General features: G+C 33.9%; 28 protein-coding genes. 1 reads left to right on the forward strand and 27 read right to left on the reverse strand.

Annotated features, from left to right (window positions below; translation table 11 throughout):
* Positions 1 to 989: 989 nt before the first annotated feature.
* From IMX26_RS04385 to IMX26_RS04510, 26 genes are all read right to left on the reverse strand, one after another.
* Positions 990 to 1,820 carry an RnfABCDGE type electron transport complex subunit B gene (locus tag IMX26_RS04385; RefSeq protein ID WP_195160467.1) on the reverse strand — a complete coding sequence of 277 codons (831 nt, stop codon included), beginning with the start codon at positions 1,818 to 1,820 and terminating at the stop codon, positions 990 to 992.
* A gap of 18 nt (positions 1,821 to 1,838) precedes the next feature.
* Positions 1,839 to 2,414 carry an electron transport complex protein RnfA gene (locus IMX26_RS04390; RefSeq protein WP_279324892.1) on the reverse strand — a complete coding sequence of 192 codons (576 nt, stop codon included), beginning with the start codon at positions 2,412 to 2,414 and terminating at the stop codon, positions 1,839 to 1,841.
* On the reverse strand, positions 2,414 to 3,022 hold the full coding sequence (locus IMX26_RS04395) for an electron transport complex subunit E (protein WP_195160469.1): 609 nt from the start codon (positions 3,020 to 3,022) through the stop codon (positions 2,414 to 2,416). The genes IMX26_RS04390 and IMX26_RS04395 overlap by 1 nt, the downstream gene beginning before the upstream one ends.
* The gene (locus IMX26_RS04400; RefSeq protein ID WP_195160470.1) at positions 3,022 to 3,576 is read right to left on the reverse strand and encodes an FMN-binding protein; all 555 of its coding nucleotides are present in this window, start codon (positions 3,574 to 3,576) and stop codon (positions 3,022 to 3,024) included. Before IMX26_RS04400 ends, IMX26_RS04395 begins: the two co-directional genes overlap by 1 nt.
* Positions 3,569 to 4,492 (reverse strand): RnfABCDGE type electron transport complex subunit D, encoded by a 924-nt coding sequence (locus tag IMX26_RS04405; protein ID WP_195160471.1) that lies wholly within the window; start codon positions 4,490 to 4,492, stop codon positions 3,569 to 3,571. The genes IMX26_RS04400 and IMX26_RS04405 overlap by 8 nt, the downstream gene beginning before the upstream one ends.
* A 14-nt stretch (positions 4,493 to 4,506) precedes the next feature.
* Positions 4,507 to 5,826, reverse strand: a complete 1,320-nt coding sequence (gene rsxC, locus IMX26_RS04410) for an electron transport complex subunit RsxC (RefSeq protein ID WP_195160472.1) — start codon at positions 5,824 to 5,826, stop codon at positions 4,507 to 4,509.
* A gap of 11 nt (positions 5,827 to 5,837) precedes the next feature.
* Positions 5,838 to 6,209 carry a YraN family protein gene (locus tag IMX26_RS04415; protein WP_195160473.1) on the reverse strand — a complete coding sequence of 124 codons (372 nt, stop codon included), beginning with the start codon at positions 6,207 to 6,209 and terminating at the stop codon, positions 5,838 to 5,840.
* A complete protein-coding gene (locus tag IMX26_RS04420) occupies positions 6,199 to 6,987 on the reverse strand; it encodes a ribonuclease HII (protein WP_195160474.1) in 789 nt (262 codons plus the stop codon). The genes IMX26_RS04415 and IMX26_RS04420 overlap by 11 nt, the downstream gene beginning before the upstream one ends.
* On the reverse strand, positions 6,977 to 7,810 hold the full coding sequence (gene ylqF / locus IMX26_RS04425) for a ribosome biogenesis GTPase YlqF (RefSeq protein ID WP_195160475.1): 834 nt from the start codon (positions 7,808 to 7,810) through the stop codon (positions 6,977 to 6,979). The genes IMX26_RS04420 and ylqF overlap by 11 nt, the downstream gene beginning before the upstream one ends.
* 3 nt (positions 7,811 to 7,813) lie before the next feature.
* On the reverse strand, positions 7,814 to 8,341 hold the full coding sequence (lepB, locus tag IMX26_RS04430) for a signal peptidase I (RefSeq protein WP_195160476.1): 528 nt from the start codon (positions 8,339 to 8,341) through the stop codon (positions 7,814 to 7,816).
* A 296-nt stretch (positions 8,342 to 8,637) separates the two neighbouring features.
* Entirely contained in the window at positions 8,638 to 8,979 is a 342-nt protein-coding gene (gene rplS, locus IMX26_RS04435; protein WP_195160477.1) for a 50S ribosomal protein L19, read from the reverse strand.
* A 27-nt stretch (positions 8,980 to 9,006) separates the two neighbouring features.
* Positions 9,007 to 9,693 carry a tRNA (guanosine(37)-N1)-methyltransferase TrmD gene (gene trmD, locus IMX26_RS04440; RefSeq protein ID WP_195160478.1) on the reverse strand — a complete coding sequence of 229 codons (687 nt, stop codon included), beginning with the start codon at positions 9,691 to 9,693 and terminating at the stop codon, positions 9,007 to 9,009.
* Between the two features lie 2 nt (positions 9,694 to 9,695).
* Complete coding sequence (gene rimM, locus IMX26_RS04445; protein WP_195160479.1) at positions 9,696 to 10,214, reverse strand: ribosome maturation factor RimM; 519 nt, start codon at positions 10,212 to 10,214, stop codon at positions 9,696 to 9,698.
* Entirely contained in the window at positions 10,207 to 10,638 is a 432-nt protein-coding gene (locus IMX26_RS04450; protein ID WP_195160480.1) for a YlqD family protein, read from the reverse strand. The genes rimM and IMX26_RS04450 overlap by 8 nt, the downstream gene beginning before the upstream one ends.
* A gap of 8 nt (positions 10,639 to 10,646) precedes the next feature.
* Positions 10,647 to 10,883: a KH domain-containing protein gene (locus tag IMX26_RS04455; protein ID WP_195160481.1), complete on the reverse strand. Its 237-nt coding sequence runs from the start codon at positions 10,881 to 10,883 to the stop codon at positions 10,647 to 10,649.
* A gap of 2 nt (positions 10,884 to 10,885) precedes the next feature.
* Positions 10,886 to 11,140 carry a 30S ribosomal protein S16 gene (rpsP, locus tag IMX26_RS04460; RefSeq protein WP_195160482.1) on the reverse strand — a complete coding sequence of 85 codons (255 nt, stop codon included), beginning with the start codon at positions 11,138 to 11,140 and terminating at the stop codon, positions 10,886 to 10,888.
* 15 nt (positions 11,141 to 11,155) lie between these two features.
* The gene (gene ffh, locus IMX26_RS04465) at positions 11,156 to 12,496 is read right to left on the reverse strand and encodes a signal recognition particle protein (protein WP_195161343.1); all 1,341 of its coding nucleotides are present in this window, start codon (positions 12,494 to 12,496) and stop codon (positions 11,156 to 11,158) included.
* An 11-nt stretch (positions 12,497 to 12,507) separates the two neighbouring features.
* The gene (locus tag IMX26_RS04470) at positions 12,508 to 12,828 is read right to left on the reverse strand and encodes a putative DNA-binding protein (RefSeq protein ID WP_195160483.1); all 321 of its coding nucleotides are present in this window, start codon (positions 12,826 to 12,828) and stop codon (positions 12,508 to 12,510) included.
* Between the two features lie 940 nt (positions 12,829 to 13,768).
* Positions 13,769 to 14,686, reverse strand: a complete 918-nt coding sequence (gene ftsY / locus IMX26_RS04475; RefSeq protein ID WP_195160484.1) for a signal recognition particle-docking protein FtsY — start codon at positions 14,684 to 14,686, stop codon at positions 13,769 to 13,771.
* 16 nt (positions 14,687 to 14,702) lie between these two features.
* Positions 14,703 to 18,239, reverse strand: a complete 3,537-nt coding sequence (gene smc / locus IMX26_RS04480; RefSeq protein WP_195160485.1) for a chromosome segregation protein SMC — start codon at positions 18,237 to 18,239, stop codon at positions 14,703 to 14,705.
* A gap of 139 nt (positions 18,240 to 18,378) precedes the next feature.
* Positions 18,379 to 19,092 carry a ribonuclease III gene (gene rnc, locus IMX26_RS04485; RefSeq protein WP_195160486.1) on the reverse strand — a complete coding sequence of 238 codons (714 nt, stop codon included), beginning with the start codon at positions 19,090 to 19,092 and terminating at the stop codon, positions 18,379 to 18,381.
* Entirely contained in the window at positions 19,092 to 19,331 is a 240-nt protein-coding gene (gene acpP, locus IMX26_RS04490; protein WP_195160487.1) for an acyl carrier protein, read from the reverse strand. The genes rnc and acpP overlap by 1 nt, the downstream gene beginning before the upstream one ends.
* 9 nt (positions 19,332 to 19,340) lie before the next feature.
* A complete protein-coding gene (gene plsX / locus IMX26_RS04495) occupies positions 19,341 to 20,351 on the reverse strand; it encodes a phosphate acyltransferase PlsX (protein WP_195160488.1) in 1,011 nt (336 codons plus the stop codon).
* A gap of 137 nt (positions 20,352 to 20,488) precedes the next feature.
* A complete protein-coding gene (gene rpmF, locus IMX26_RS04500; protein ID WP_195160489.1) occupies positions 20,489 to 20,668 on the reverse strand; it encodes a 50S ribosomal protein L32 in 180 nt (59 codons plus the stop codon).
* Positions 20,669 to 20,670: 2 nt separating this feature from the next.
* Positions 20,671 to 21,180 carry a DUF177 domain-containing protein gene (locus IMX26_RS04505; RefSeq protein WP_195160490.1) on the reverse strand — a complete coding sequence of 170 codons (510 nt, stop codon included), beginning with the start codon at positions 21,178 to 21,180 and terminating at the stop codon, positions 20,671 to 20,673.
* A 54-nt stretch (positions 21,181 to 21,234) separates the two neighbouring features.
* The gene (locus IMX26_RS04510) at positions 21,235 to 22,434 is read right to left on the reverse strand and encodes an acetate kinase (RefSeq protein WP_195160491.1); all 1,200 of its coding nucleotides are present in this window, start codon (positions 22,432 to 22,434) and stop codon (positions 21,235 to 21,237) included.
* Positions 22,435 to 22,545: 111 nt separating this feature from the next.
* Here IMX26_RS04510 and IMX26_RS04515 point away from each other — a divergent pair, with 111 nt between their 5' ends.
* Complete coding sequence (locus IMX26_RS04515; RefSeq protein ID WP_195160492.1) at positions 22,546 to 23,757, forward strand: nucleotidyltransferase; 1,212 nt, start codon at positions 22,546 to 22,548, stop codon at positions 23,755 to 23,757.
* Here IMX26_RS04515 and IMX26_RS04520 read toward each other — a convergent pair.
* Positions 23,710 to 24,735, reverse strand: coding sequence for a PDZ domain-containing protein (locus IMX26_RS04520; RefSeq protein ID WP_195160493.1), 1,026 nt, complete (start codon positions 24,733 to 24,735; stop codon positions 23,710 to 23,712). The genes IMX26_RS04515 and IMX26_RS04520 overlap by 48 nt on opposite strands.
* Between the last annotated feature and the right edge of the window lie 77 nt (positions 24,736 to 24,812).

Raw genomic sequence — 24,812 nt, forward strand, 5'->3', positions numbered from 1 at the left:
AAAGTCTTTTTTATTAACAGTTAAACCTCTATAACTGTAAATAACGTTTAAATTCGTACCATATCTATAGGAGATTGTTAAGTTGTTTTTGTGTGTATGAGCTTATTAATGTGAGAGTTCAGAAGTAATTTTTGATTGTTTTTACTGAAGAGATTAATAACTTATTTTTACTATTATAAAAATATATAAAATATGTTGTAGTGATATGTTTATTTAACTTTATTTTACATTTTATAAATTGGCTTGTCAATAATTTTTTGTATTTAAAGTTTATTTTTTATATATTTTACATTATTTTACAATTTAGTTGCCTATTAATAGTAAATATGTATATAAGCAATAAATATAATATATTCATTGTTTTATTAAAGTTAGCTCTAAACAACTGCTGAAATGCTTTTTGAGTGAGATAAAATATTAGGTTTAAAGAATGAAGATATTGTATGTAGGTCAATTAATTATTAGATATTATAACTAATTATTTAAGGTAAAATTACTTTGTGTTTATAATGAACATATAATCAATATATAACTTTATTATTAGCTGATTATATATTATTGTACTATTATTTTTGTAATTTGTCAATAATTTTGTATTTAAAGTTTAATTATGTATTTAAATGTCATTTATTTACATTTAATTATGTTTTAATTTTAGTTAAATATACTTTATGTGTTCATCTCAATATTACTTTGTAGGTGAAGCCTGGCGAACATGAGGTTCGTCCCTACGTAAGAATACTTTGATGAAATGGTGTAACCTCATACTGCTTTTATGTATGCAACTGTTGTTGTAGATTTGAGTGACTTTATAAAGATCCCAATAGCAGAGGCGATGCTGGTATTCTCTTTTTTTTAAGATTATTTAAGATATTATTGCAGTCGAACACAAGGTTCGTAATCACGTTAAGGTTTTATTATAATTTATTAATTGCGATTTTTTAATTTATTAAAAAGCTGTCGCACTTTTGTGCGACAGCTAATTTTATTTATTGGGCCTTTGCCTCAGTCTTAATCTCAGCTTTTGGCTTTTTCTTTTTAGTATTCTCTATTGTATTCATTGGACATTTGCTAGCACAAATACCACAGTTTATACATTTATCGTAATCAATAACTGCAATATTGTTTTCTATAACAATGGCATCTACAGGACAATTTTTCATACATATTCGGCATGCAATACATCCCTCTTGACAAACCTTACGAACTGTAGCACCCTTTGCATAGGAATTACATAATACATGAACTTTTTTATCTTCGGGTATAAGTTCTATTATATTACGCGGACAAGCAATTACACATTTACCACAGCTAACGCATTTTTCTGCATTAATAATTGGAAGATTATTTTCTCCCATTTCAATTGCATCAAATGGACAAGCTGCCATACAATCACCAAGCCCCAAACAACCATAGGTACAACCTTTAAATCCATTTCCTACATCATTAGCGGCCTGACAAGTTTTTATGCCTTCATATCTAAAACGTGCTGGGGCAATATTTTTATCACCTCTACACTTAACAACAGCAATTCTTTTAACTCCGCTTTCAGCTTCTAGACCCATAATAACGCCAATTTGGTTAGCTAAGCCCATACCACCTACTGGACAAGAGTCTACTCCAGCTTCGCCTTTAGCAACAGCTGCAGCGTATCCTCCACAACCAGGATAACCACAACCACCACAGTTTGCTCCTGGTAGTATGTTTAAAATAGCCTCTTCTCTTTCATCTACTTCAATAGCAAGTACCTTAGAGGCATAAGCAAGCAAGGCACCAAACAATACTCCTAATGCACCTAATCCAATTATAGCTTCAGTCATATCTAACACCTCACCTTTCTATAATACGCCTTGAAAACCGCTAAAGGCCATAGCTAAAATACCAGCTACTACTAAGGCGATAGGCAAGCCCTTGTATACAGGTGAAACATCACTTTCATCGAGGCGCTCTCTTATACCAGCTAATAATACAATAGCTAAAGTAAATCCTAGAGCGGCTCCAACACCGTTAAATACTGACTCTATCAAAGTGTATTCACTTTTAATATTTATTAAAGCAACACCTAATACAGCACAGTTTGTTGTAATTAATGGCAAAAATACACCCAATGCTTGATACAATGTTGGGCTACTCTTTTTAATAAACATTTCAACTAACTGTACCAAAGTTGCAATAACTAATATAAACATAATTGTTTGTAAATATTGCAAACCAAATCTATTTAACACAAACTTTTGCAAAGCCCATGTTACAGCAGATGCCATAGCCATTACAAAGGTTACAGCGGCACCCATTCCTAATGAGGTTTCAACTTTATCAGAAATACCTAAGAAAGGACAAATACCAAGCACCTGTTTAAAGACAAAGTTATTAACGATTGCAGCACTTGCAACTATAATTAAAATTGATTTTATCATGCTTTTTTCCCTCCTTGCTTACGCATACTCAAATATCTGAATAAAGCTAGTAATAAACCCAGTGTAATAAAACCGCCAGTTGATTCTTTCATTATGCTAAACGGAATATAGTTTTTAATTATTACCATATTAAATAGTGTTCCACTACCTAAAAACTCTCTTATACAAGCTAATAGAGTTAAAGCAATTGTAAATCCAATACCCATACCAAAGGCATCTGTAAGCGCCTTGCCAGGAGAGTTTTTAGAAGCCAAAGCCTCAGCTCTTTGTAAAATTAAACAGTTAACTACAATTAGGGGAATAAAGATACCTAAAACAGCATGTAAATCTGGTAAATAAGATAACATTAGTAAATCTACCAAGGTTACGAATGTAGCAATAATTACTATAAATGCCGGTATTCTAATTTCACCAGGAATAACTTTACGCAGTAACGAAACTACTAAGTTAGAACCAAGTAACACAAATGTGGTAGCTAACCCCATACCTATAGCATTAACAGCCTTTGTTGTTACACCTAAAGTAGGGCACATACCTAAAAGCATCACGAAAACAGGGTTACCTGCAAAAATACCGAAACGAAGATCTTCAATAAACGACTTCATTATTTATTCCCTCCATTCGCTATATTGTCTTTATAGAATATAGATGCTTTTTCTACACCTTTAACTGCTCCTTTAGAGGTATATGTTGCACCAGCAATTTTATCAATAGTTTTGTTTATAACAAATTCATCTTTAGCTAAACTCATGTTCACAAATTGCTGTAAAAACTCCGGTTGAGTATCTATTTTATCACCGTAACCAGGGGTTTCAACATGACCTAAAACTATCACTTTAGAGATAACTCCAGCACCATCTGTAACTACCATAAGCTTAATGGCATCTGCAAATCCTGCGCCACTTGTAGGAATAGCATAACCGAAGGCTTTGCCATTTTTAACAGCAGCATAGTATTTTGTTTTTCCAGTGCTTTCATCTTTAATAAACTTGTAGTCATCTGCACCAGCTAAATTTTCATTTAGTATTTTAAGGGCAGCTTCTTTCGCTCTTTCATCAATTATTGGTCCTGCAATATTATTATAAACATAAGATAATGATGCAGCTGAAATAACACAAATAGTTGTTAGAACTACTATTAACTTTAGTGACTTAGGCATTAACGCCACCCCCAAACAAACGAGGTTTTACAATTTTATCAATTAATGGTGTAAAAGCATTCATAATTAAAATTGAATACATTACACCTTCTGGCAGACCACCAAATATTCTTATTACAACTGTAACTAAGCCACAGCCTAACCCAAATATAAATTGCCCCCTGCGAGTCATTGGTGTAGTAACCATGTCTGTAGCCATAAAAATAGCTCCATAAGCTACGCCACCCGCTAAAACAGCGAATAACGGATCAACACCAAATATATATGAGAGTATAGCTGTACTTCCTAAAAAAGCCACTGGAGTATGCCATGTTATATGACCACGGTATAATAGATATAGTCCACCAAGTAATATAGCTATTACTGATGTCTCTCCAATACAGCCCCCAACTCTACCTAAAAACAACATTAAATAATCGCCTTCACCTGTTACTAGTGGGGTAGCCCCTACAACTTTATCTACAGGTAAAATCCATTCTTTTGACATAAAAGCTGGAAACGCCATTAACAAGGCAGCTCTTCCTACTAGTGCTGGATTAAAGCAATTTTGACCCAAACCACCAAACACATATTTACCAATAAAAATAGCTAAAAATGTTCCTATGGCAGCCATCCATAAAGGTAACAATGGGGTTAAGATATGCGCAAAAATTAATCCAGTCACAGCAGCACTACCATCACTATATAAGTTAATAGGGTTTAAGGCATATCCTATACCCTTTTTGTAGTTTCGCAATAAACTCTCTGTTACCATTGCTGTTAAAACCGAAACAAGCATTAGCAAAATTGCCCTTACACCAAAGTTAAAAACAGCAGAGACAGTAACAGGAATTAAGGCTATTAATACATCTGTCATAATCCGTTTAGTAGTTTCAGATGTTTTAATATGTGGACTATGTGTTACTACTAATTTCATTCTAAACTGCCTCCCTACTTACGCATGTTTGCTCTAACTTCATTTTTTGCTAAGTTAATCGATTGAACTAAGTGCCTTCTTGATGGGCATATATAGGTACATGCACTGCATGAAATACAGTCTAGTACATTGTTTTTCGCTGCCTCATCATATTTCTTCAGTCTAGATAATCTATCTAGCCTAGTTGGCTCTAAATTAATAGGACAAACATCAACACAGCGACCACAACGAATACAAGGGCTCTCGGGTAATAAATCTACCTCTGACTCTAAAAAAGCAACCAAACCACTAACGCGTTTTTCTGTTGGAAAATCTAAATGATATTGAGCAAAACCAGTCATTGGAGCACTGGCTACAATTTTACCTGTGTCTTCAGATAAGCCACCGGTAAACTCAATAACCTCAGTCATTAAAGTGCCAATTCTTACCCTTAAATTCGCAGGTTTATTTGCACCTTTACCACTAACTGTCATTACCCTATCTATTATAGGTTTTCCTGTTTTTACTGCTTCATCAACTGCAACAGCTGTATGAATATTATTTACAATAACGCCAATATGCATAGGCAGTTTTCCAGATGGAACTTTTCTACCTAATACAGCAGTAATAATTTGTTTTTCGCCACCTTGTGGGTACTTGGTTACTAAAGTAACCACTTTAATATTAGTGTATTTTTCACAAACTTTTGTCATTTCTTTTATGGCATCAGGCTTATTCTCTTCAATAGCAATATAGCCATTTTCAACATTAACAGCTTTCATTAATGCTCTTAAACCATCTACAACTTTTTGACTCTCTTCAACCATTAAACGATGATCGCAGGTTAAAAAAGGTTCACATTCTGCTCCATTTAAAATAACAGAATCAATCTTAACATCATCTGGAGGAAGTAATTTTACATAACTAGGAAATCCAGCACCACCTAAACCTACAATACCAGCTTCTTTAATTACATCAATAATTTCTGCTGATGTTAGGTCCTCCAAATTTCTGTTAAGTTTACTACTGTCAATCCACTGGTCTTCTCCATCACTTTCAATTTCGATACAGACAGCAGTGTTGCCATTTACTACATCTCTCTCAGATATCTTTTTAACCTTACCTGATAGAGAAGCGTGAACTGAAGATGATACAAAACCACCCAACTCACCTATTTTTTGCCCAGTTAAAACATGATCCCCAACTTTTACTAAAGGTTTAGCAGGAGCACCAATATGTTGAGATAAAGGAATAAACACTGTGTTTGGCAATGGCATGTCCTTTATTTCAAGATGTTCTGTAAACTCCTTGAATTCTGGAGGATGTATACCCCCCTTAAAAGTTACTGATGACACCGTTTTACCTCCTATAAATATATATTTTTTATATGGCGGAAATACTCAGGTCGATTACTGCCTTTTTTTAAGACTAAGGCAATGCAATCAAACCTAAATAAAAAAAGTTGCATATCTATATGTTTAGAAGCCATATAGAATTGTGCGGTTCTTTTTATTTTTAGCTTTTTGTGATTTGTAATTGCTTCTTGAGGCAATCCATACTTGTCCCCAGTACGAGTTTTTACCTCTACAAAAACTAAAGTATCTCTATGCTCTGCAATAATATCTATTTCACCTAATTTACATCGAAAATTAGTTTCAATAATTTTATAGCCTTTATGTTTTAAATATTTACAGGCTAGCTTTTCTCCTCTGGCACCCAAAACTATGTTATAACTCATCTTTACTCCACTTAAAAGTCTTTCTGTGTATTGGAGAATGTCCAAATTCACTTATTTTTTGCCTATGCAACTCTGTTGGATAACCTTTATGAGTTTTAAAGTTGTAATGTGGATAAAATAAAGCCATTCTATCCATTAACTTGTCTCTATAAACTTTAGCTATAATTGATGCAGCTGCAATTGCTCTTACCTTTGCATCGCCCTTGATTATAACACGTTGTGGTGTTTTAAGCGATGGTATTTTTTTATGACCATCAACAAGTACTAATTGAGCTTTAGGTTTTAGCTTTATAACTGAATTAGCCATAGCTAATAGCGATGCATTTAAGATATTTATTTCATCTATTTCTGTTGGTGTTACAAAAGCAACCTGCACATCTACAGCGTTGTATATTATAGAATTATATAAAAAATTACGAGTACTCTCGTTTATTTTTTTTGAATCATTAAGTAAATAATTGTGCTCGTACTCAAGTGGCAGAATTACTGCAGCTGCCACAACTGGACCTGCTAATGGTCCTCTACCTGCCTCATCTACTCCAGCAATATACTGTAATCCTTGATTTAGATAGTATCTCTCTATCTCTAACATTTTTTCTGCTCTTATATATAACTTAGTTTGTTTCTCTAGGTATTTATTTTCTCTAGCTACAAACTGCATAACACCTTTTCTCTCATCTTTACTATAGATTTTTATTAGCTCTTGGTGTTTTTGCTTATTATTACGAGATTCTTTAAGCTTGATAGATATTAATTTAACAGACTCTCTATTGTTCATTTTGATTTATAGTAGGGGGAGTTTCTAGTGAATACCTGCCATATTTTCCGCTTTTAAACTCCACTGTTATATTTTTTTTGGCTCTCTCAATATCTAATTTATTACCACTCATTAAATAACCTCTTTTTGTAGCATACTCATGTAGATAATCCTGTAACTCTAAGTTTACTTTTCCTTGAGAATGTAAAAAGTTATATACATATAACACTAAATCGTCTAGTGCAAAACCCACATCACTGATAGCACCTGTTGCAGCTAGTTTTATGCCAGCAACTTGATCATTTATTTTGGGCCACAATACGCCAGGGGTATCTAAAATTTGAAATTTGCCGCTGATATTAATTAGTTGCTGTCCTCTAGTTAAACCCGGTTTTGCTCCAATTCTTACTGCCTTTCTACCTGCTAAAGCATTAATAAGAGAAGACTTACCAACGTTAGGTATACCTACTACCAGTAATCTTGGTACACGCATTGGTTTTCCGGTAATTTTGCTTTTTCGTACAAACTTACTAGCATATTGCTGAATACGATTTTTTGTTTTATTAGAAACTTGCCCTTTACCACAATTTATTAGTAGAGATAATATACCTTGTTTTTCAAAATACTCTAACCACTCTTTATTAATCTCATTGTCAGCTAAATCTATTTTATTTAATACAATAATTCTAGGCTTTCCACCAAGAATATCTGCTATATCAGGGTTTGAGCTAGATATTGGTATACGAGCATCTCTTAGTTCAAGTACTGCATCAACGTTGTTTATTAGTTTTTGTATTTGTCTTTTAGCTTTGGTCATATGACCCGGATACCATTGTACGCTCATATTTTACCCCCTAAATTTTAAGGATCTCCAATTAGTTACAGGCCAAATTATATATCTTGCCTTACCTTTTATTCTTGCTAAATCAACAAAACCTATACGTGAATCTCTACTATCTAGGCTATGATTTCTATTATCTCCTAAAACAAAAACATTGCCTTTAGGAACAGTAACTTCATCATATCTACCCTGTGTATTTTCACTTATATAGCCTTCTTGTATTATTTTACCATTAACTCTTACTTGTGAATCCCTAACTTCAACAGTATCTCCTTCTATGGCAATTATGCGTTTTACTATATCTTTACCGTAATCTTGTTTAAAGTCTAAAACAACAATATCTCCACGACTATAATCAGTTATATCCTTATTAAACTTAGTAACTAAAATTCTTTCTTTGCTTAATAAGGTTGGCTCCATCGATTTTCCTTCAACAATAAATATTTCAAAAATATAATTTCTTACTAAAAATGACAATACAATTGCAACTGCAATTATAAAAATCCATTCTTTTATCTTTGCCTTCGCTTTCATATGTTTAACCTATCCTTTATTTAATACTACCCTCAAGATTATAAACTATCCAGTCTAAAAAGCATATAAAATTAGTAAAATGCAGTAATGAAGCTAGCTATAATTTTTTATCGCAAGCTTCTTAATCCTATTCTTTTTCCTCAGCAAAGTTAAAATATAGATTTTTACTAATTTGTTATACTTTACAGACTTATTAAATTATTAAAGGAGCCGCTCAATATTTCCTATAATGCTGAGCGAACTCCTTATATACTATCTTTAGTGTTTGCTTAAGATTAAATAACAAAGCTAATTAATTACTTAAGCTCTCTAATTCTAGCTGCTTTACCAGTACGCTCACGTAAATAGAATAATTTTGATCTTCTAACACGACCGCGTCTAATAACTTCAATTCTGTCAATACGAGGAGAATGTAATGGGAATACACGCTCAGTACCAATGCCGTATGAAACACGACGTACTGTAAATGTTTCGCGAACTCCACCGCCTACGCGCTGAATAACTATGCCTTCAAAAGCCTGTAGCCTTTCACGATTTCCCTCTACTACTTTTACAAAAACTCTTACTGTATCGCCAGGTTTAAATGAAGGAATATCCTTCTTTAATTGTGCCTGTTCAATAGAGCGAATTAAATCCATTTTTTTTCACCCTTTCTGTTATAGTTTTTAAAGGTTACTAAATCCTAATAAATCAGGACGTCTTGATTTTGTTCTAATTTTAGCTTGTTCTGTTCGCCACTTTGCAATATTTTGATGATGACCAGAAAGAAGCACCTCCGGAACTTTCATTCCACGATACTCACTAGGTCTTGTATACTGAGGGTAATCTAAGCTATTTTGTGAGAAAGACTCCTCAACTAAGCTATCTGCGTTACCCAGTACCCCTGGTAAGTACCTTGCTACTGCGTCTATTAACACCAATGCAGGTAATTCTCCACCGGTTAAAACATAATCACCTATTGATATTTCTTCATCAACAAGTGTTTGTCTAACTCTTTCATCTACTCCCTCATAATGACCGCACAAAATTACAATGTTTTCTTGGGTGGCCAGTGTTTTAACTTTTTTTTGGGTTAAAACATTTCCTTGAGGTGTCATAAAAATAGTTTTAAAAGACTCATTTCTTTCTTTAACATAATCAAAAGCTTTAAATATAGGGTCTGGCTTCATAACCATTCCAGCACCACCCCCATAAGGATAATCATCTGCAGTACGATGTTTATCTGTTGCAAAGTCACGGATATTGATAATTTCTATCTTAAAAATATCTTTATCTAAAGCCTTGGCAATAATACTGTGTTTAAGTGGCTCATTAATAATCTCTGGAAAAAGAGTTAATACCGTAATTTTCATACCTACAAGTCCCAAAGACCCTCAGGGATGTTTACAGTGATGATTTTATCATCGATATTAACACTTAGCACAAACTCTTTAACAACTGGTAAAAGTAGCTCTTTACTGTCTGTTTTTATAACATATAAATCACTGCTACCACGTTCAAGAACATCTATTAATTCACCAACTGGCTCTCCATTTTCACTAATTACTTGGCTACCTAAAAGGTCACCAATATAATAGCTATTTTGGGGAAGTTTTGGCAACTCTTCTTTTGGTAAAAAGAGACTATGACCTTTAAACAATTCTACTTGTTCAATTGTTTGCCATTCTTTTATTTTAAGTAGCCATATTGACTTTTTATAAGGTCTCACTTTTTCTATACTAATCTTAACCATTTCACCATTGTTATCTTTTATATACATATGGTCTAATTGATTTAAGAGCTGTGGCGGACTGATTACCGGAAAAATACGCATGTCTCCATTTAACCCATGAGTCGATGTAATTTTTGCGATATTAACATACTTACTACTCAATATTTAATCCTCCAGAACTACGAATTTCAACTACTACTCCGTCTTTAATAATTATCTCTTTAGAAACAGCTTTATTAAAAACTTCACCTTCTTGTATATTTACTAAAGTTTGAACTTGTGATTGTAAAATCTCTTGCCCATTAACCCATTTAAATATTTGCTGTATGCGTTCATTATATTGAGAAATTTTTGCATTAAGCTCTGCTTCAACTTTATTTATCTTTACTAAATAAGTATTTAACTGATTTTGATCAGCTTCTAACTTTTTAGTAAACATTTGTTTTTGAAACATTACTTGCTCTTTTTGATGCTCAAGCTCTTTCAGCTTTTTAACAAATGTTTTATGGGTAACTTCTTTAAGTTTATCTGTAACAACAGCTTTAACAGCAGTATTGGTAATTACAGTGATCGAATTAAGTTGCATGTTTAATCCTAGTTTTTCATGTCTATGTCAACCCAGACATGTTTACCTTGTTTTAAGCCAGCAGCTTTAACTATTGTTCTAATAGCCTTAGCTGTACGACCCTGTTTGCCAATTACTCTCCCCATGTCTTCTTCTAAAACACGAAGTTCAACTAACAGACCACGGTCGTCTTTTTTTTCTTCAATTTTAACTTCATCAGGATTATCAACTAAAGCTTTAGCAATTAATTCTACTATACCTTTCATTACTAAGCCTCCTCGCCATATACACCAGCGTTTTTCAATAAAGTTCTTACTGTTTGAGAAGGCTGTGCACCTGTACTCAACCAATGTTGTGCTCTCTCAACTTTAACATTTAACTCTACAGGCTCACGTGTTGGGTTATAGAAACCAATCTCTTCAATAAAACGACCATCGCGAGGTGCTCTTGAATCAGCTACTACGATTCTATAAAAAGGAGCTTTCTTTGCACCCATTCTCTTTAGTCTAATTCTTGTTGCCATCACGACACCTCCTTCCTACATAAATGGAAATTTAAATTTATTGTTTTTCCCACCGCGCCCAAGTTGATTAACTTGCTTAAGCATGCGGCGAGTTTGGGAAAACTGTTTTAGTAAGCGATTAACTTCGGGAACAGATGTTCCGCTTCCTTTGGCTATACGCTTACGTCTACTGCCATTAATAATTTCAGGTTTGACTCTCTCTTCAGAAGTCATTGATGTTACAATTGCCTCAATGTGTTTTAAATCTTTTTCGTCAACCTGTAAATTCTTTAGTTGTTTAACCTTGCTCATTCCTGGTATCATACCAATCATTTGATCAAGTGGACCCATATTTTTCATTTGTTTGAGCTGAATTAAAAAATCATCGAAAGTAAACTGTTCTTTTCTAATGCGCTCTTCCATTTTCTGCATTTCTTCAATATCAAATGAATTTTGAGCCTTTTCTATAAGGGTTAAGACATCACCCATTCCTAAAATTCTTGAGGCCATACGTTCTGGGTAAAAAACCTCTAGGGTGTTCATCTTTTCCCCCATACCAGCAAACTTAATTGGACAACCTGTTACCTCACGTATAGATAACGCCGCACCACCACGGGTATCTCCATCGAGCTTAGTCATCATTACACCTGTAATACCTATCTCTTTATTAAAGGTGTCTGCTACAGTAACAGCATCCTGACCAGTCATTGAATCTACTACCAATAATACTTCATCGGGGTTTAATAGCTTTTTTAAGTCTTGCAGCTCCGTCATCATGTTTTCATCAACATGCAGACGCCCTGCGGTATCTACAATTATAATATCGTGAGCCTGCTCAATGGCATATTCACGAGCCTCTTTAGCTATTTTAACTACTGATTTTTCATTATCCTTACCAAAAACAGGTATATCAATTTGTTTGCCTACAACCCTTAGCTGCTCAATGGCAGCAGGACGATAAACGTCACAAGCTACTAACATGGGATTTCTACCATTTTTGCGTAAATGAGCAGCCAGTTTTCCACTGTGTGTTGTTTTACCAGCACCCTGTAAACCAGCCATCATAATGACATGAGGTTTTGGTCCATTAAGTTCTAATTTACTAACTTTAGAACCAAGTAGTTTTACTAATTCATCGTGTACAATTTTAATAACTTGCTGACCTGGGGTTATACTCTTTAAGACCCCTTCACCTACAGCAACTTCCTGAATGTTTTTAATAAAATTCTTAACTATTTTGTAGTTAACATCGGCTTGTAATAAAGCCATTCTAACTTCTCGTAAAGCTTCTTTAACATCTTTTTCAGTAAGTTTGCCTTTTCCGCGTAATTTTTTAAATGTATCTTGTAACTTTGCAGCCAGACCTTCAAATGCCATCATTTCACCTCCTAATCTACAATTTGATTAAGTAGAGTACATATATGTTCGTTATTTTTATTGCTGATTAATTGCTTTATCTCTTTAACTATTTTTTGGCGTTTTAAATATTTTTGCACTAAGCCTAATTTATTCTCATATTCTTTAAGTAATTTTTCTCCACGCCGTATAAGGTCGTGAACGGCTTGCCTGCTAATATTAAGATTCTCAGCGATTTCTCCTAAAGATAAATCCTCAGAATAATGCATTTCAAGAGCAAACTTTTGCTTTGAAGTAAGCAACGAATTATAGAAATCAAGTAATAAGTTCAATTCTGTAAGACGTTCAAGCATTTTTATTTGCCTCCTTGCACAACTATATATTTTAACAGTAAAAAATCAAATGTCAAGTATTTTCACTTGACATTTTAAATTGTTGATTTATCAGCAATTTGAAAGCTTTTGAGAATAGTTGCTGTCAAGGCGCTAGGATATTTATTTATGGAAATAGTACAGGCGTACGTTGGAGTAAATAAATATCCGTACAACGTAGAGAGCAACTACTTCTCAAAAACATTATCAAATGTCAATGTATATTTACTTGACATAGGAAAATTGTTTACAAATAGCTCTTCATGGAGCTATTTATTCAATTTTGGGGTGGATATTCTGTGGAACAGAATATGGGGTGGACTCGCCTAAAGGCTCGTGGGGTGGGTAACTGCCTAAGCAGTTACGGGGTTCGCTTAATATTATTGAGTTTAAGGTAACGATTTTACTCCACTTCGTTCCGTAAAACGTATAGCTCACGGGATTCATGCTCGCTTGCGCAGCGCATTAAAAAAAGGAGGAATGAAATAACTTTCAAAACCACGAAGACACCAAGAATATAAAGGTTAGTTATCGTTATTACGATAATTGCAGGTTTATAAATCGAGCTTAACAACAGCAGCAGTCGGGATAACCCCGACCCTACAATTCTGTTACTAACTAGACAGGTTTATTAAGGTAACGATTTTGAGTATCATTTTTACAACCTGTAAACATAGCGCAACGTATACCAACCATATGCAAAGCACATACCCACTCCACGATGTGCGAAGCACACCGAGTCCTAGAGTCTAGCTAAATGAACACCTCATTAAGCCGTGGCTTACAGAATTGCTTCTACATCAAGGCGTAAAAAAAAATCTTTGCCAAGATAATATGACTAATATATCTTGGTGAAGATTTTTTTGTGCAACGAAGAGATAGATGTGATTATGGAAGCCTCCGTGGAAAGAAAAGTAGGCCCCTATTCTTCTTTGCTGAAGAGAGCTCTAATAAATTCTTCACGATCAAACGGAATCATATCTTCTATTTTTTCACCTATACATACATATTTAACTGGTATATTGTACTCTTTAGAGATATTAAAGATAATACCACCTTTTGCGGTGCCATCCATTTTTGTTAGTACTAATCCACTTATATTTGCTGCCTCATTAAATGCCTCAGCCTGCATTAGTCCATTTTGACCGGTCGTAGCATCAATAACTAATAAAGTTTCATGTGGAGCACCTGGTACTTCTCTATTAAGTACCTTATGAATTTTAGACAATTCATTCATGAGGTTCTTTTTATTGTGTAGACGTCCAGCTGTGTCTACTAAAAGTACATCTATGTCTTTTGCTCGGGCTGAGTGGATAGCATCATATATTACTGCAGCAGGGTCTCCCCCTTCGCCGTGTCTTACAATTAAGCTACCGCTTCGCTCTGCCCATATACTTAATTGGTCTGCCGCAGCTGCTCTAAAGGTATCCGCTGCTACTAACATAACTTTTTTACCTTCTTGGACCAGCTTGCCACTAATTTTGCCGATTGAGGTTGTTTTTCCTACTCCATTAACCCCTACAACTAAAACTATGTTCATCTTCTTTTGATTTATTTGTAATGGCGAAGACTGAGGAATAAGCTCCGACATTTCTTCTTGTAATAACTCATATAGCTCTAAGGTATCAGTAATTCGTTTTTCAATTGCTTTATCTTTGAGCTTATCTAATATATCCATAGCTAATTCTGCACTTACATCGGCAGTAATTAGAGCCTCTTCGAGCTCTTCATACAGCTCCTCAGTAACAAATTTATGTTGCATAAAGGTTTTTAGTATTTTGGTTGTGAAATTACTACGCGCTTTGGTTAAACCCTTTTTTAACGAATCAAAAAGTCCCATTTGTAAATCCCTTTCTTTAATCGAGTGTTACACTTATAATTTTTGACACACCTTTTTCTTGCATTACAACACCATATAAGTTATCTGCATGTACCATAGTATGGCGTGAGTGAGTTACTGCTAAAACCTGTGTTGTTTTAGATATAGTTTGCCAGTAGCTTGCAAGTCTTATATTATTGGTTTCATCAAGAGCAGCATCAACCTCATCAAATATGCAGAACGAGGAGGTTTTCATTTTTGTAAATGACATAAGTAATGCTATTGCTGTTAATGACTTCTCTCCACCAGACAGTTGATCCATATTTTGAACTTTTTTACCTGGTGGTGATACCTTTAAGATTATACCACTACTAAATATATCCTCTTCATTATCCCAATAAATATCGGCATATCCCCCTTGGAATAGCTCAATATAAATCTCTTTAAAATTAGCTCTTACTACCTCAATGGTTTCGGCTAGCTTATCATAACAAATTTTATCAACTTCGTTAATAACCTCAGCTAACTTTTGTTTAGAGTCTTCTAAATCACTTTTTTGCTGATTTAAGAATGAAATCCGCTCTTCTCTTCTTTTTAAATCAGCTATTGCGCCATAGTCAACGTCACCTAAATTATTAATCATATTTTTTAATTTGTTCACTTTGAGTTTAAGCTGCTCAACAATTTTTGTGGTAATATTGTTATCTACTAAACACTCATCTTTATTAATGTTAGCTTGATATAGTTCTGCCTCAATAAATTTGTGAATTGTTTCTTGCTCTACTAACCTACGATCATACCTTTGCAAACTTCTATTAATTTGCTCTTTATTTATTTGTAAAGTTTTGAGCTTGTCTCCATTGGTTACTTGTTGTTCTGATGCCTTAATAAAATTACTAGTAACTTCTTTTAGGTTCTCGGTTTTGGTAAAGAGCTTTTGCTGCCACTCATCAAACTCAAATAGGTTATGATTATAGGTTTCTTGAATTTCATTTATTTTTTGTTGCTGTGCATTAAGCTCTACAGTTAGTTTACTAAGTTGTTTATCGATAGTTTCTTTGTTTTGCTCTAAGGTTTTAATGTTTTCCTTAGAGTTATATATTTTATTCTCAAGCAATCTTATTTCTGCCCTAAGCTCAGCTTCTTTACTTTGTTTTTGGTTATATTCAAGCATTAACGCTCTAGCTTTGCTTAGTTCATCATTGCTTGCTTGTAGGTTGCCACTACTACTTTTAATTAAATCATTCGTACTAATAAGTTCTAAATTTAGCAATCTTATGCTCTCACCAAGCTTGGCTTCTTTGTTTTTTAATGACACCATTTCTTCATTCATTTTATTGATTAAAGTCTGAGTAAAAAACTCTTGTTTCTCGAGGTGGGTTATACTTTTACTAAGCTCTATGAGTTGCTTTTTTAAGTTCTCTAGCTCTGTAACTTGCTTTTTAAGCTGATTTTTTAAAGCCATACCACTATTTTCACAGTTAGCTAACTGCTGTTGGTTTTGCTGTAAACCTGCTTGCAGTTTAGCTATTTTTTTATTTCTAGCAATTAGTTCTGCATTATGATCTTTTTTATTACGGCCTCCAGAAATTAAACCCTTTCCTGAAAAAACTTCTCCCGATGTTGTTACTATTAAAAACTGGGTTAGTTTAAGCTTAGAAGCCTGCAATGCTGACTCTACAGAATTAAACACTAGTACATTATTTAAGAGATATTTAATGGCTATTTCTGCCTTATTTTCATAATCAATTAAGTCAATTGCTCGTCCCATAAAGTTGGGATTATTTTGAACTGGATTAGGTATAGTGTTAATACGAGGAACAACTCGGTCTAGGGGTAAAAACGTTGCTTTACCGGCCCGTTTTTCTTTAAGCATGTTGATAGCTTTAGTTGCATCACGGGCAGTCTCACTTACCAAGTATTGAGATTGTCCACCTAACACAGCACTAATTGCTACTTGTAAATTTTCGGGCACATTAATTAACTCCGCTACTACCCCAACTAAACCTTGGTAGTTACTAGGGTTATTCTTTTTTGCCAGTAAAACTGATTTTACACCAGCATAATAGCCAGTATATTCACTCTTAAGTTTTTGATTTAGAGTTAACTCCGAAAACAAGTTTCTTTTTTGCTCTCTTAAATTAACTAACCTTTGTGAAAGTTCATTAAGCTGCTGTTGGTTTTGCTTAATTATTTTTGTTAATTCTAAATCCTGCTTACTACTTTTAGCATAAGTATCTTTACTGTGATTAAGTTTTTCTTTTAACTCATTTAATAAATTTGAATCAATTTTGTATTTATTTACAAGTTCATCGTAGCGTACCAAGTTAGTGTTAAGTTGCTCATTTTCTAAGTTTATTCTTTCACTAATATTATCTGCTTTTTGCAACAAAGAGCCTATTTTTTGCTCAGAACTACTTTTTTCTTGCTCAAGACTAATTATATCTAATTCAGTTATTTGCTCTTTTAAAAGCTTAATTTGCTCTGTTAAATCTACTACCTGCTGATTATTATTATTTAAACTATAACTAAGCACCTTAATATCGCGCTTAGTGTTTTCTATTTGAGCAGCAGTACTGCTTTGTGTTTGAGTTAGTTCGGTTTTCTCATTGCTTTTATTATCGAATGAGTTGTTAATTTCGGAAAGGTTTTCAGATAACTCTGCAAGTTTATTTTTGTAGTTTTCAACGGTATTATCTAATCTAATAATATCTTTTTCGTATTCGTTTTTCACTTCGCTTAATTCAGTTAATTTAGTTTCACCTAATAACAGTATATTATTTAAACTTTCTTGTTCAATTTCATTAGTAGATAAATCATATTTTAGAGTTTTTAGTTTTTGCTTTATATTATTAAGCTTATTAAAAGAAATATTAAATTCGCTAATTATTAACTCTTTACTAACCTCACTTAATTCACTTGTTAAGTCTTGATGTTTTATTGCTTTTTCAGCTCTTACCCTTAGGTTTTCAACATCAATCTGCAATTCATCAATTAAATCATCTATTCTCTGAATACTATCTTGTGTTTTATTAAGCTGAGCTTGAGTTGAAAACTTTTGCTCTTTATAGTGGGCTATACCTGCGGCTTCTTCAAATAATAACCTTAACTCATGGGGACGAGATTTGAGGATTTCCTCAATTTTACCTTGACCTATAAAAGAATATGAGTTCTTACCAATACCAGTATTAGCAAGAATTTTTGCGATATCTTTTAAACGACAAGGCTTGCCATTTATGTAATATTCACTCTGACCATTTCTAAATAATCTACGAGTAATTCTTACCTCTGCAATACCCATTAATTCACACTCTGGATCAGCAATAACTAGCTCTACTTCAGCCATACCAACTTCAGATCGTGCTGATGAACCTGCAAATATTACATCTTCCATTTTATTACTACGTAAACTCTTAGCTCTCTGCTCGCCTAGTACCCACATTATTGACTCGTAAATATTACTTTTACCACTTCCATTGGGCCCAACAATAGCTGAAAGACCTTTACTAAAATCTATTTCCGTTTTGTCTGCGAATGACTTAAATCCATTTATAATGCATTTTGATAAATACATCTAATCTCCCCACCCATGCAATTCTCTAGCCACAATCTGATAAACAGTAAGGTTTAAAGCTATCGGCAAAATTCACTTTAGCATTATAAATTCTTTTGCTTGTAAATCTTCTCGATAGCTCCCATTACCTAATTGTTAATTATAAACCAATTTCTTCACCAGACTTAATTCTATTTAACATTACCCCAGCTGCCTGCTGCTCAGCTGCCTTTTTACTTTTGCCTTCACCACTAGTTTTAAAAATGCCATTAATATATAAACCAACAGTAAATTTTTTGTTATGATCTGGCCCCTCACTACTTAGCAATTTATAGGCAATCTTCACACTAGTAGATTTACTTTGCAGTAGCTCTTGTAGCCGTGTTTTATAATCATCTAACATCCCTTTATTGGTTACCTCAATAGCATCAACAAAGTTTTTTAATATAAAAGATTTAGCAGTTATAAAGCCTTGGTCTAAATATAGAGCTCCTATAATAGCCTCTAAAATATCTGCTAGTAAAGATTTACGTTCTTCTCCACCAGCTAACTTTTCACCCTTACCCAATAAAACAAGAGTGCTAAGGTTTAATTGACGTGCAATTTTCACAAGGCTTTTTTGACGAACGATATTTGCTCTTAACCGAGTTAATTGTCCCTCTGTAAAACTGTGATATCTTTTATATAGTTCTTCACTTATAACTAGTTCTAATACTGCATCTCCCAAAAACTCTAATCTTTCATAACTAAAGTCTAAATCATGTTCAAATGCATACGATTTGTGGGTTAAGGCCTCTTGTAACAGCTGGGTGTTGTTAAACTTAATACCTAAGTTATTTTCAACAAGTTTTGTTAGCTGTTTACTTCTATTCATTATTTTATCTTAGAACTTAAAATATCTACAGCATTTCTTACTGTTTCAATTTTCATAATCTCTTCATCATTAATCTCTACATCAAATTCTGTTTCTACTGCCATAATGATTTCTACTAAATCTAGTGAATCTGCACCTAAGTCATTTCTAAAGTTAGCATCTATATTTACTTCTTCGGTTGACACTGATAAATTTTCAACTAAAATACTCTGTAGTTTACTAAATATTTTTTCTGTCATAATTGTCTCCTAAATATTACTTTTTAGTTCTGCTGTAATTTTATTTATTATGTCGTTATTTATAGAATGGTAAACCTGTTCTACTGCAACTTGAATAGCATCTGGAGTAGAGCTACCATGACATTTAATACATAAGCCTTTTAAGCCTAGTAGAAATCCTCCACCCTGCTTATTGTAATCTAACTTCTCCTTCAATCGCAATAAAGAAGGCTTTAAAACTGCTCCACATAATTTATTTACTAAACCAGTAGTTAAAATACCTTTTAATTCTTTTAATAATGATTTAGCAGCACCCTCAAAAGTCTTTAATGCGACATTTCCTGCAAACCCGTCACAAACAACTATGTCTGCAGGGCAGTTAATCATATCACGTGCTTCAATATTACCAATAAAGTTTAATTTTGTGTCTTTAAGTTCTAAAAAGGCTTTTTTAATTACTTCATTACCCTTTTTATCTTCTGTTCCAACATTTAATAAAGCTACTGTTGGATTAGGTTTTTTTAACATACGTTTTACATACACATCACCCATAGTTGCATAATTTACCAAATCGTTTGCAGTAGCATCCATATTAGCACCACAGTCTAAAAATAGTGAGCCTTTACCACCACCCTCTAGATTTGGTAAAACAGCAGCTAAAGCTGGTCTTCTTATGCCTTTTATTCTACCAACAATTAATAACCCAGCCGACAAATAGGCCCCAGTACTGCCAGTAGTAATAAAAGCGTCAGCTTCTTTAGTTTTAACTAAATTTGCAGCTTTTACTAAAGATGAATCTTTTTTTCTACGTACAGCTAAACCTGGCGAGTCTTCATTGGTAATAACATCTTGAGCATCAACTACTTCGTATGTAAGTTGATTCTGTTTTTCTGTATTACTTATAATAGAGTTCAGTTGATCTTTGGGCCCTACAAAAATTAAATGGGTATCTTTAAGGTGAATATTTCCTTGCAGAGCTCCCTTTATCATTGTTTGGGGACCACCGTCACCACCCATGCAATCTATAGCAATACGGACCATAATATCTCCCCTTTGCTAAGCTTAAAGCTAGCTTTCAATTTTACTTACTTATTTTATCAAAAAACCGACTGCTTTGCAGTCGGTTTTTGATATATTTTTTTTGGGTACAAATAAGTAGTATAAAATACTATATCTGTTTATTCTTTAACCTCTTTAACTTGTTTGCCTTTGTAGTAACCACATGATGGGCAAATTCTATGAGGTAATTTTGCCTCGTGGCACTCTGGGCACTCAGCTAATTGTTTTGCATTTAATTTCCAATGAGAACGTCCCATGCGACTGTTAGCACGTGATTTCCTCTGCTTAGGTACAGCCATTTCTACACCTCCCCTTTACTTGTAAAGCTTATATTTCTTAATTTCGACCAGCGTGGATCTTGAAATTTATCATCACAATTGCAACTTCCATTGTTAAGATTAATACCACACACTGGGCACAAACCTTTACATTCTTCTGAGCATAGGGGACGCATATCTTGGCTTTCAACTAATAGCTGTCTTACAAGTTCTTTTATGTCAATGTTATTCTCTGCTAAATTGACAACGCCCATCGCTAAAGTATCATCATCCATCTCCCAACCTTTTTCAGATTGAGATAGAATAATACTATGCTCAAGTTTTAAGTTTTTAGTATAAGTTTCAACACATCTTGAGCAAACCAACTCTATATCTGCATCAATAGATACGCTAATCATAATACCAAACTCTTCTAATGCTACATGTACAATTGTATCAGCTTTAGCTTTTACTCCATCCTCAGCTAACACAATATGCATATTATGTGTTTCGGACTGACCTGATTCAAGTCGTAAACTTACAATTGTTGTCACAATATCACACTCCGGCTATTATACTTACTAATTCTTATATCGTCAAGGAAAAGTCTATAAGTTTTCAATTATTTCTTTAGTATCACGAGCAATCATTAGCTCTTCATTAGTAGGAATAACTAAAACTTTTACTTTAGCAGTTGCTGTACTAATGTCTAACTCTTCGCCTCTTTTACCATTAAGTTGAGGGTCAATGTCCACACCTAAATATGTTAAACCATCACAAACCATTTTACGAATAGTTGCACTATTTTCACCGATACCTGCTGTAAATACAATAGCTTCTGCTCCATTAATTGCTGCAGCATAAGATCCTACATACTTACGTACACGATATGCAAACATATCTAGCGCAACTTTTGCTTTTTCATTACCTTCATTTGCAGCCTCTTCTAGAACCCTAAAGTCATTACTTACACCAGATACGCCTAAAACCCCTGATTTTTTGTTAATCACTTTATTGATTTCATCTGTATTTAATCCTTCTTTGTCCATTAAAAACGGAACAATAGCTGGATCCATGTCACCACAGCGAGTACCCATGATTAAACCCTCTAATGGAGTAAAGCCCATGCTTGTGTCATAAGATTGACCATTTTTAACTGCTGTAACACTTGCACCATTGCCTAAATGACAAGTAATAATGTTAACATCTTTAATATCTTTACCTAACATCGCAGCGGCACGTTGAGTAACATATTTATGAGATGTTCCGTGGAAACCATAACGACGAACACCATACTTTTCGTAATACTCATATGGAACACCGTATAAATAAGTCATTTCTGGCATAGTTTGATGGAATGCTGTATCGAATACACCAATATGTTTAGCGTTTGGCATTAACTTTTCACAGGCTTCAATACCAGTGATATTTGGTGGATTGTGAAGTGGTGCTAACTCAATACACTCACGTAATGCTTTTTTAACTTCGTCAGTAATTAATACTGAACTTGCATATTTCTCACCTGCATGAACTACTCTGTGTCCTACAGCATCTATTTCTGATACATCTGCAATAACACCATTTTCTTTATCTGTTAATACCTCAAATACTAATTTAATAGCATCACTATGGTCTTTAATTTCATGCTCAGTTTGAGATTTATATCCTGTATGAGACTTATATTTAATAAAAGAACCTTCACTACCTATTTTCTCTACATTACCAGCAGCCAAAGCTTGCTCTTGATCCATATTGAATACTTGGTATTTGAGCGATGAGCTACCGCAATTTATAACTAATATCTTCACAACTTTTCCCCCTTAGTGTATGTAATTACCTAACTTATGTTTGTAATTAATAAAGTTTTATGCCATGATTACAACAGAATAAGTATAACGAATCTATGAAGGTGAGTCAACATGTATATAGCAGGTATAATAGCTGAATATAACCCATTTCATAATGGGCACTTATATCATTTGCAAAAAACCCAAGAATTAACCTCTGCGGACCTAATTATTGTTGTAATGAGCGGTTCATTTGTTCAACGAGGTGAACCAGCAGTTATAAACAAATGGGCAAGAACAAAAATGGCCTTAGAGGCTGGTGCAGACCTTGTTATTGAGCTACCTACCGTATATTCATGCAGCAGTGCCTATGGGTTTGCCTATGGATCTGTTTTAACCCTTAAAACTGCTAAAGCAAACTGCTTTGTTTGTGGAGCTGAAAACACTGATTTAACTACCTTACATAACATTGCCCAAATGTCTATTAATGAACCTAGCGAATATAAACAATTACTTCATAAAAATTTAGCACAAGGGCTGGCTTTTGCTAAAGCACATACTAGTGCTATTATATCGCTAATACCAAAAGCAACAGATATCCTATTGGGCTCTAACAACATTTTAGCTGTAAATTATTTAAAAGCACTGTTAAAACTGAATAGCGACATTAAACCTTACTTGGTACAAAGAATAGGTGAAAACTACAATAGCACAAATGTTAATAGCAGCTTAGCAAGTGCTACTGCTATAAGAAAAGTATTGCCTAATTTAGAGCTAGTAAAACCACTAATGCCCAGTTTTTCTTTTGACATACTAACCCGTAGCTTTAGTACAGAACAGCCTGCCATTAGTTTGCATAATTACAGTGATGTACTGCTAGCTTTACTAAGACGTGCTGAGATAAATGATTTCTGTAGTTATCCAGAGATTGAAACTGGTATGCCAGAGTTACTAATAAATAATGCCCGTAAACACTCTAACATAAATGATTTTATAGAAGCCTGCACCTCAAAAAGATATCAAAGCTCACGCATAAAAAGAGTTTTGATTAGGCTACTTTTAAATATAACAAAGGATATTTATAATGAAGCATTAGCCGTAGAGAAACTGCCTTATTTACGTATATTAGGAATGAAAAAAGCAAAAAGCACCATTATAAAAAAATGGCGCTCTCGTCTCTCTTGTGATGTAATTCAACGACCCGCTCATTACTTGCCAAACACTAGGTTTAGCAAACAGCTTTGGAGCCTTGATTTAAGGGCTACTGATTTATATAATTTAATGCTAAAAAGTAATTTAAGCCACAATAGGCAGGATATGAGCTACCCGTTCGTTGTTCATTAAATAATCTAAGGCGTCTTGTAAGGTTTCTACGGTAACTAAAGCCATGCCCTCATATTTACTCTCAGGTAAAGTGATTTCCTCTACATTATCCTTTGGAACAAAGAAAATCTCTATACCTTTTTTATGTGCAGCAATAAGCTTTTGATTAATGCCACCAATTTTACCAACCTTACCAGATCCATCTATGGTACCAGTACCTGCAATCTGTTTACCACTTGTTATATCCGTCTCAATCATTTTGTTAATAATCTCCATAGTCATCATTAATCCTGCTGACGGACCAGAGATATTACCTGTTTCAATTGTAATTTTATTGTCACCAGTAAAATCTATTTTACGGTCTTCATTAATAAGGGTAACCCCTAAAAATGCTCGAGATTCATCATCGGGATGTTTCCCTAAAACTATTTCAAGCTCCTTTTGCTCACTGTTTCTTTCAATTATCATAGAAACCTTATCATTAGGTTTATGTGTTGTAAGTGTTTCAATGGCTTTACTAACACTATTAAAACTCACCCCATTTATTGAGAGTATAATGTCCTGTGACTGCAAAACATTGTTTGCAGGAGAGTTTTCGATAACCCTTATTGCCTTAACATGCCCCTCTTGTATAGAATAAGGAACATTAAGCCAATTAGCTGATGCCTGTTTAGCGTTATTATGGCTATTTTGCATTTGGTATCTATTATACTGATTATACTCCTCAACATCCCAACCTTGTGGTATCACACTTTTTTCGGGCAATACCCTAGCACTAGAATTTAATTTGCCATAAATCAATATTGGCAAATTGGCTCTAACCATTGTCACAGTAGTCATATGAAACGATGTTTCAGGCTCATATTTTCCACCAGTAATAACCTCATTTAAATTAAGCGCTTCACCTGGAAACATACAGTAGTAGCCAGTTGGGTACCATGCAATTACCAAAACAACCGCTATAATAATTAAATATTTAATCCAACTTCTTTTTTTCATGAATGTCCCTCCTGATAAACTTATTCTAAAAGTTTATGTCTTTAAATTTATGGAGTTAGTATGTCATATTATACATC

The organism is Clostridium sp. 'deep sea' (genome assembly GCF_014931565.1).
Taxonomy (GTDB): Bacteria; Bacillota; UBA994; order PWPR01; family PWPR01.

What these genes read in the sequence shown, in the direction of transcription:
- IMX26_RS04385 (WP_195160467.1), bottom strand. Translation starts at nt 1,820, where the DNA reads ATGACTGAAGCTATAATTGGATTAGGTGCATTAGGAGTATTGTTTGGT.
- IMX26_RS04395 (WP_195160469.1), bottom strand. Translation starts at nt 3,022, where the DNA reads ATGAAGTCGTTTATTGAAGATCTTCGTTTCGGTATTTTTGCAGGTAAC.
- IMX26_RS04400 (WP_195160470.1), bottom strand. Translation starts at nt 3,576, where the DNA reads ATGCCTAAGTCACTAAAGTTAATAGTAGTTCTAACAACTATTTGTGTT.
- IMX26_RS04405 (WP_195160471.1), bottom strand. Translation starts at nt 4,492, where the DNA reads ATGAAATTAGTAGTAACACATAGTCCACATATTAAAACATCTGAAACT.
- IMX26_RS04415 (WP_195160473.1), bottom strand. Translation starts at nt 6,209, where the DNA reads ATGAGTTATAACATAGTTTTGGGTGCCAGAGGAGAAAAGCTAGCCTGT.
- IMX26_RS04420 (WP_195160474.1), bottom strand. Translation starts at nt 6,987, where the DNA reads ATGAACAATAGAGAGTCTGTTAAATTAATATCTATCAAGCTTAAAGAA.
- ylqF (WP_195160475.1), bottom strand. Translation starts at nt 7,810, where the DNA reads ATGAGCGTACAATGGTATCCGGGTCATATGACCAAAGCTAAAAGACAA.
- lepB (WP_195160476.1), bottom strand. Translation starts at nt 8,341, where the DNA reads ATGAAAGCGAAGGCAAAGATAAAAGAATGGATTTTTATAATTGCAGTT.
- rplS (WP_195160477.1), bottom strand. Translation starts at nt 8,979, where the DNA reads ATGGATTTAATTCGCTCTATTGAACAGGCACAATTAAAGAAGGATATT.
- trmD (WP_195160478.1), bottom strand. Translation starts at nt 9,693, where the DNA reads ATGAAAATTACGGTATTAACTCTTTTTCCAGAGATTATTAATGAGCCA.
- IMX26_RS04450 (WP_195160480.1), bottom strand. Translation starts at nt 10,638, where the DNA reads ATGCAACTTAATTCGATCACTGTAATTACCAATACTGCTGTTAAAGCT.
- IMX26_RS04455 (WP_195160481.1), bottom strand. Translation starts at nt 10,883, where the DNA reads ATGAAAGGTATAGTAGAATTAATTGCTAAAGCTTTAGTTGATAATCCT.
- rpsP (WP_195160482.1), bottom strand. Translation starts at nt 11,140, where the DNA reads ATGGCAACAAGAATTAGACTAAAGAGAATGGGTGCAAAGAAAGCTCCT.
- ffh (WP_195161343.1), bottom strand. Translation starts at nt 12,496, where the DNA reads ATGGCATTTGAAGGTCTGGCTGCAAAGTTACAAGATACATTTAAAAAA.
- IMX26_RS04470 (WP_195160483.1), bottom strand. Translation starts at nt 12,828, where the DNA reads ATGCTTGAACGTCTTACAGAATTGAACTTATTACTTGATTTCTATAAT.
- ftsY (WP_195160484.1), bottom strand. Translation starts at nt 14,686, where the DNA reads ATGGGACTTTTTGATTCGTTAAAAAAGGGTTTAACCAAAGCGCGTAGT.
- smc (WP_195160485.1), bottom strand. Translation starts at nt 18,239, where the DNA reads ATGTATTTATCAAAATGCATTATAAATGGATTTAAGTCATTCGCAGAC.
- rnc (WP_195160486.1), bottom strand. Translation starts at nt 19,092, where the DNA reads ATGAATAGAAGTAAACAGCTAACAAAACTTGTTGAAAATAACTTAGGT.
- acpP (WP_195160487.1), bottom strand. Translation starts at nt 19,331, where the DNA reads ATGACAGAAAAAATATTTAGTAAACTACAGAGTATTTTAGTTGAAAAT.
- plsX (WP_195160488.1), bottom strand. Translation starts at nt 20,351, where the DNA reads ATGGTCCGTATTGCTATAGATTGCATGGGTGGTGACGGTGGTCCCCAA.
- rpmF (WP_195160489.1), bottom strand. Translation starts at nt 20,668, where the DNA reads ATGGCTGTACCTAAGCAGAGGAAATCACGTGCTAACAGTCGCATGGGA.
- IMX26_RS04515 (WP_195160492.1), top strand. Translation starts at nt 22,546, where the DNA reads ATGTATATAGCAGGTATAATAGCTGAATATAACCCATTTCATAATGGG.
- IMX26_RS04520 (WP_195160493.1), bottom strand. Translation starts at nt 24,735, where the DNA reads ATGAAAAAAAGAAGTTGGATTAAATATTTAATTATTATAGCGGTTGTT.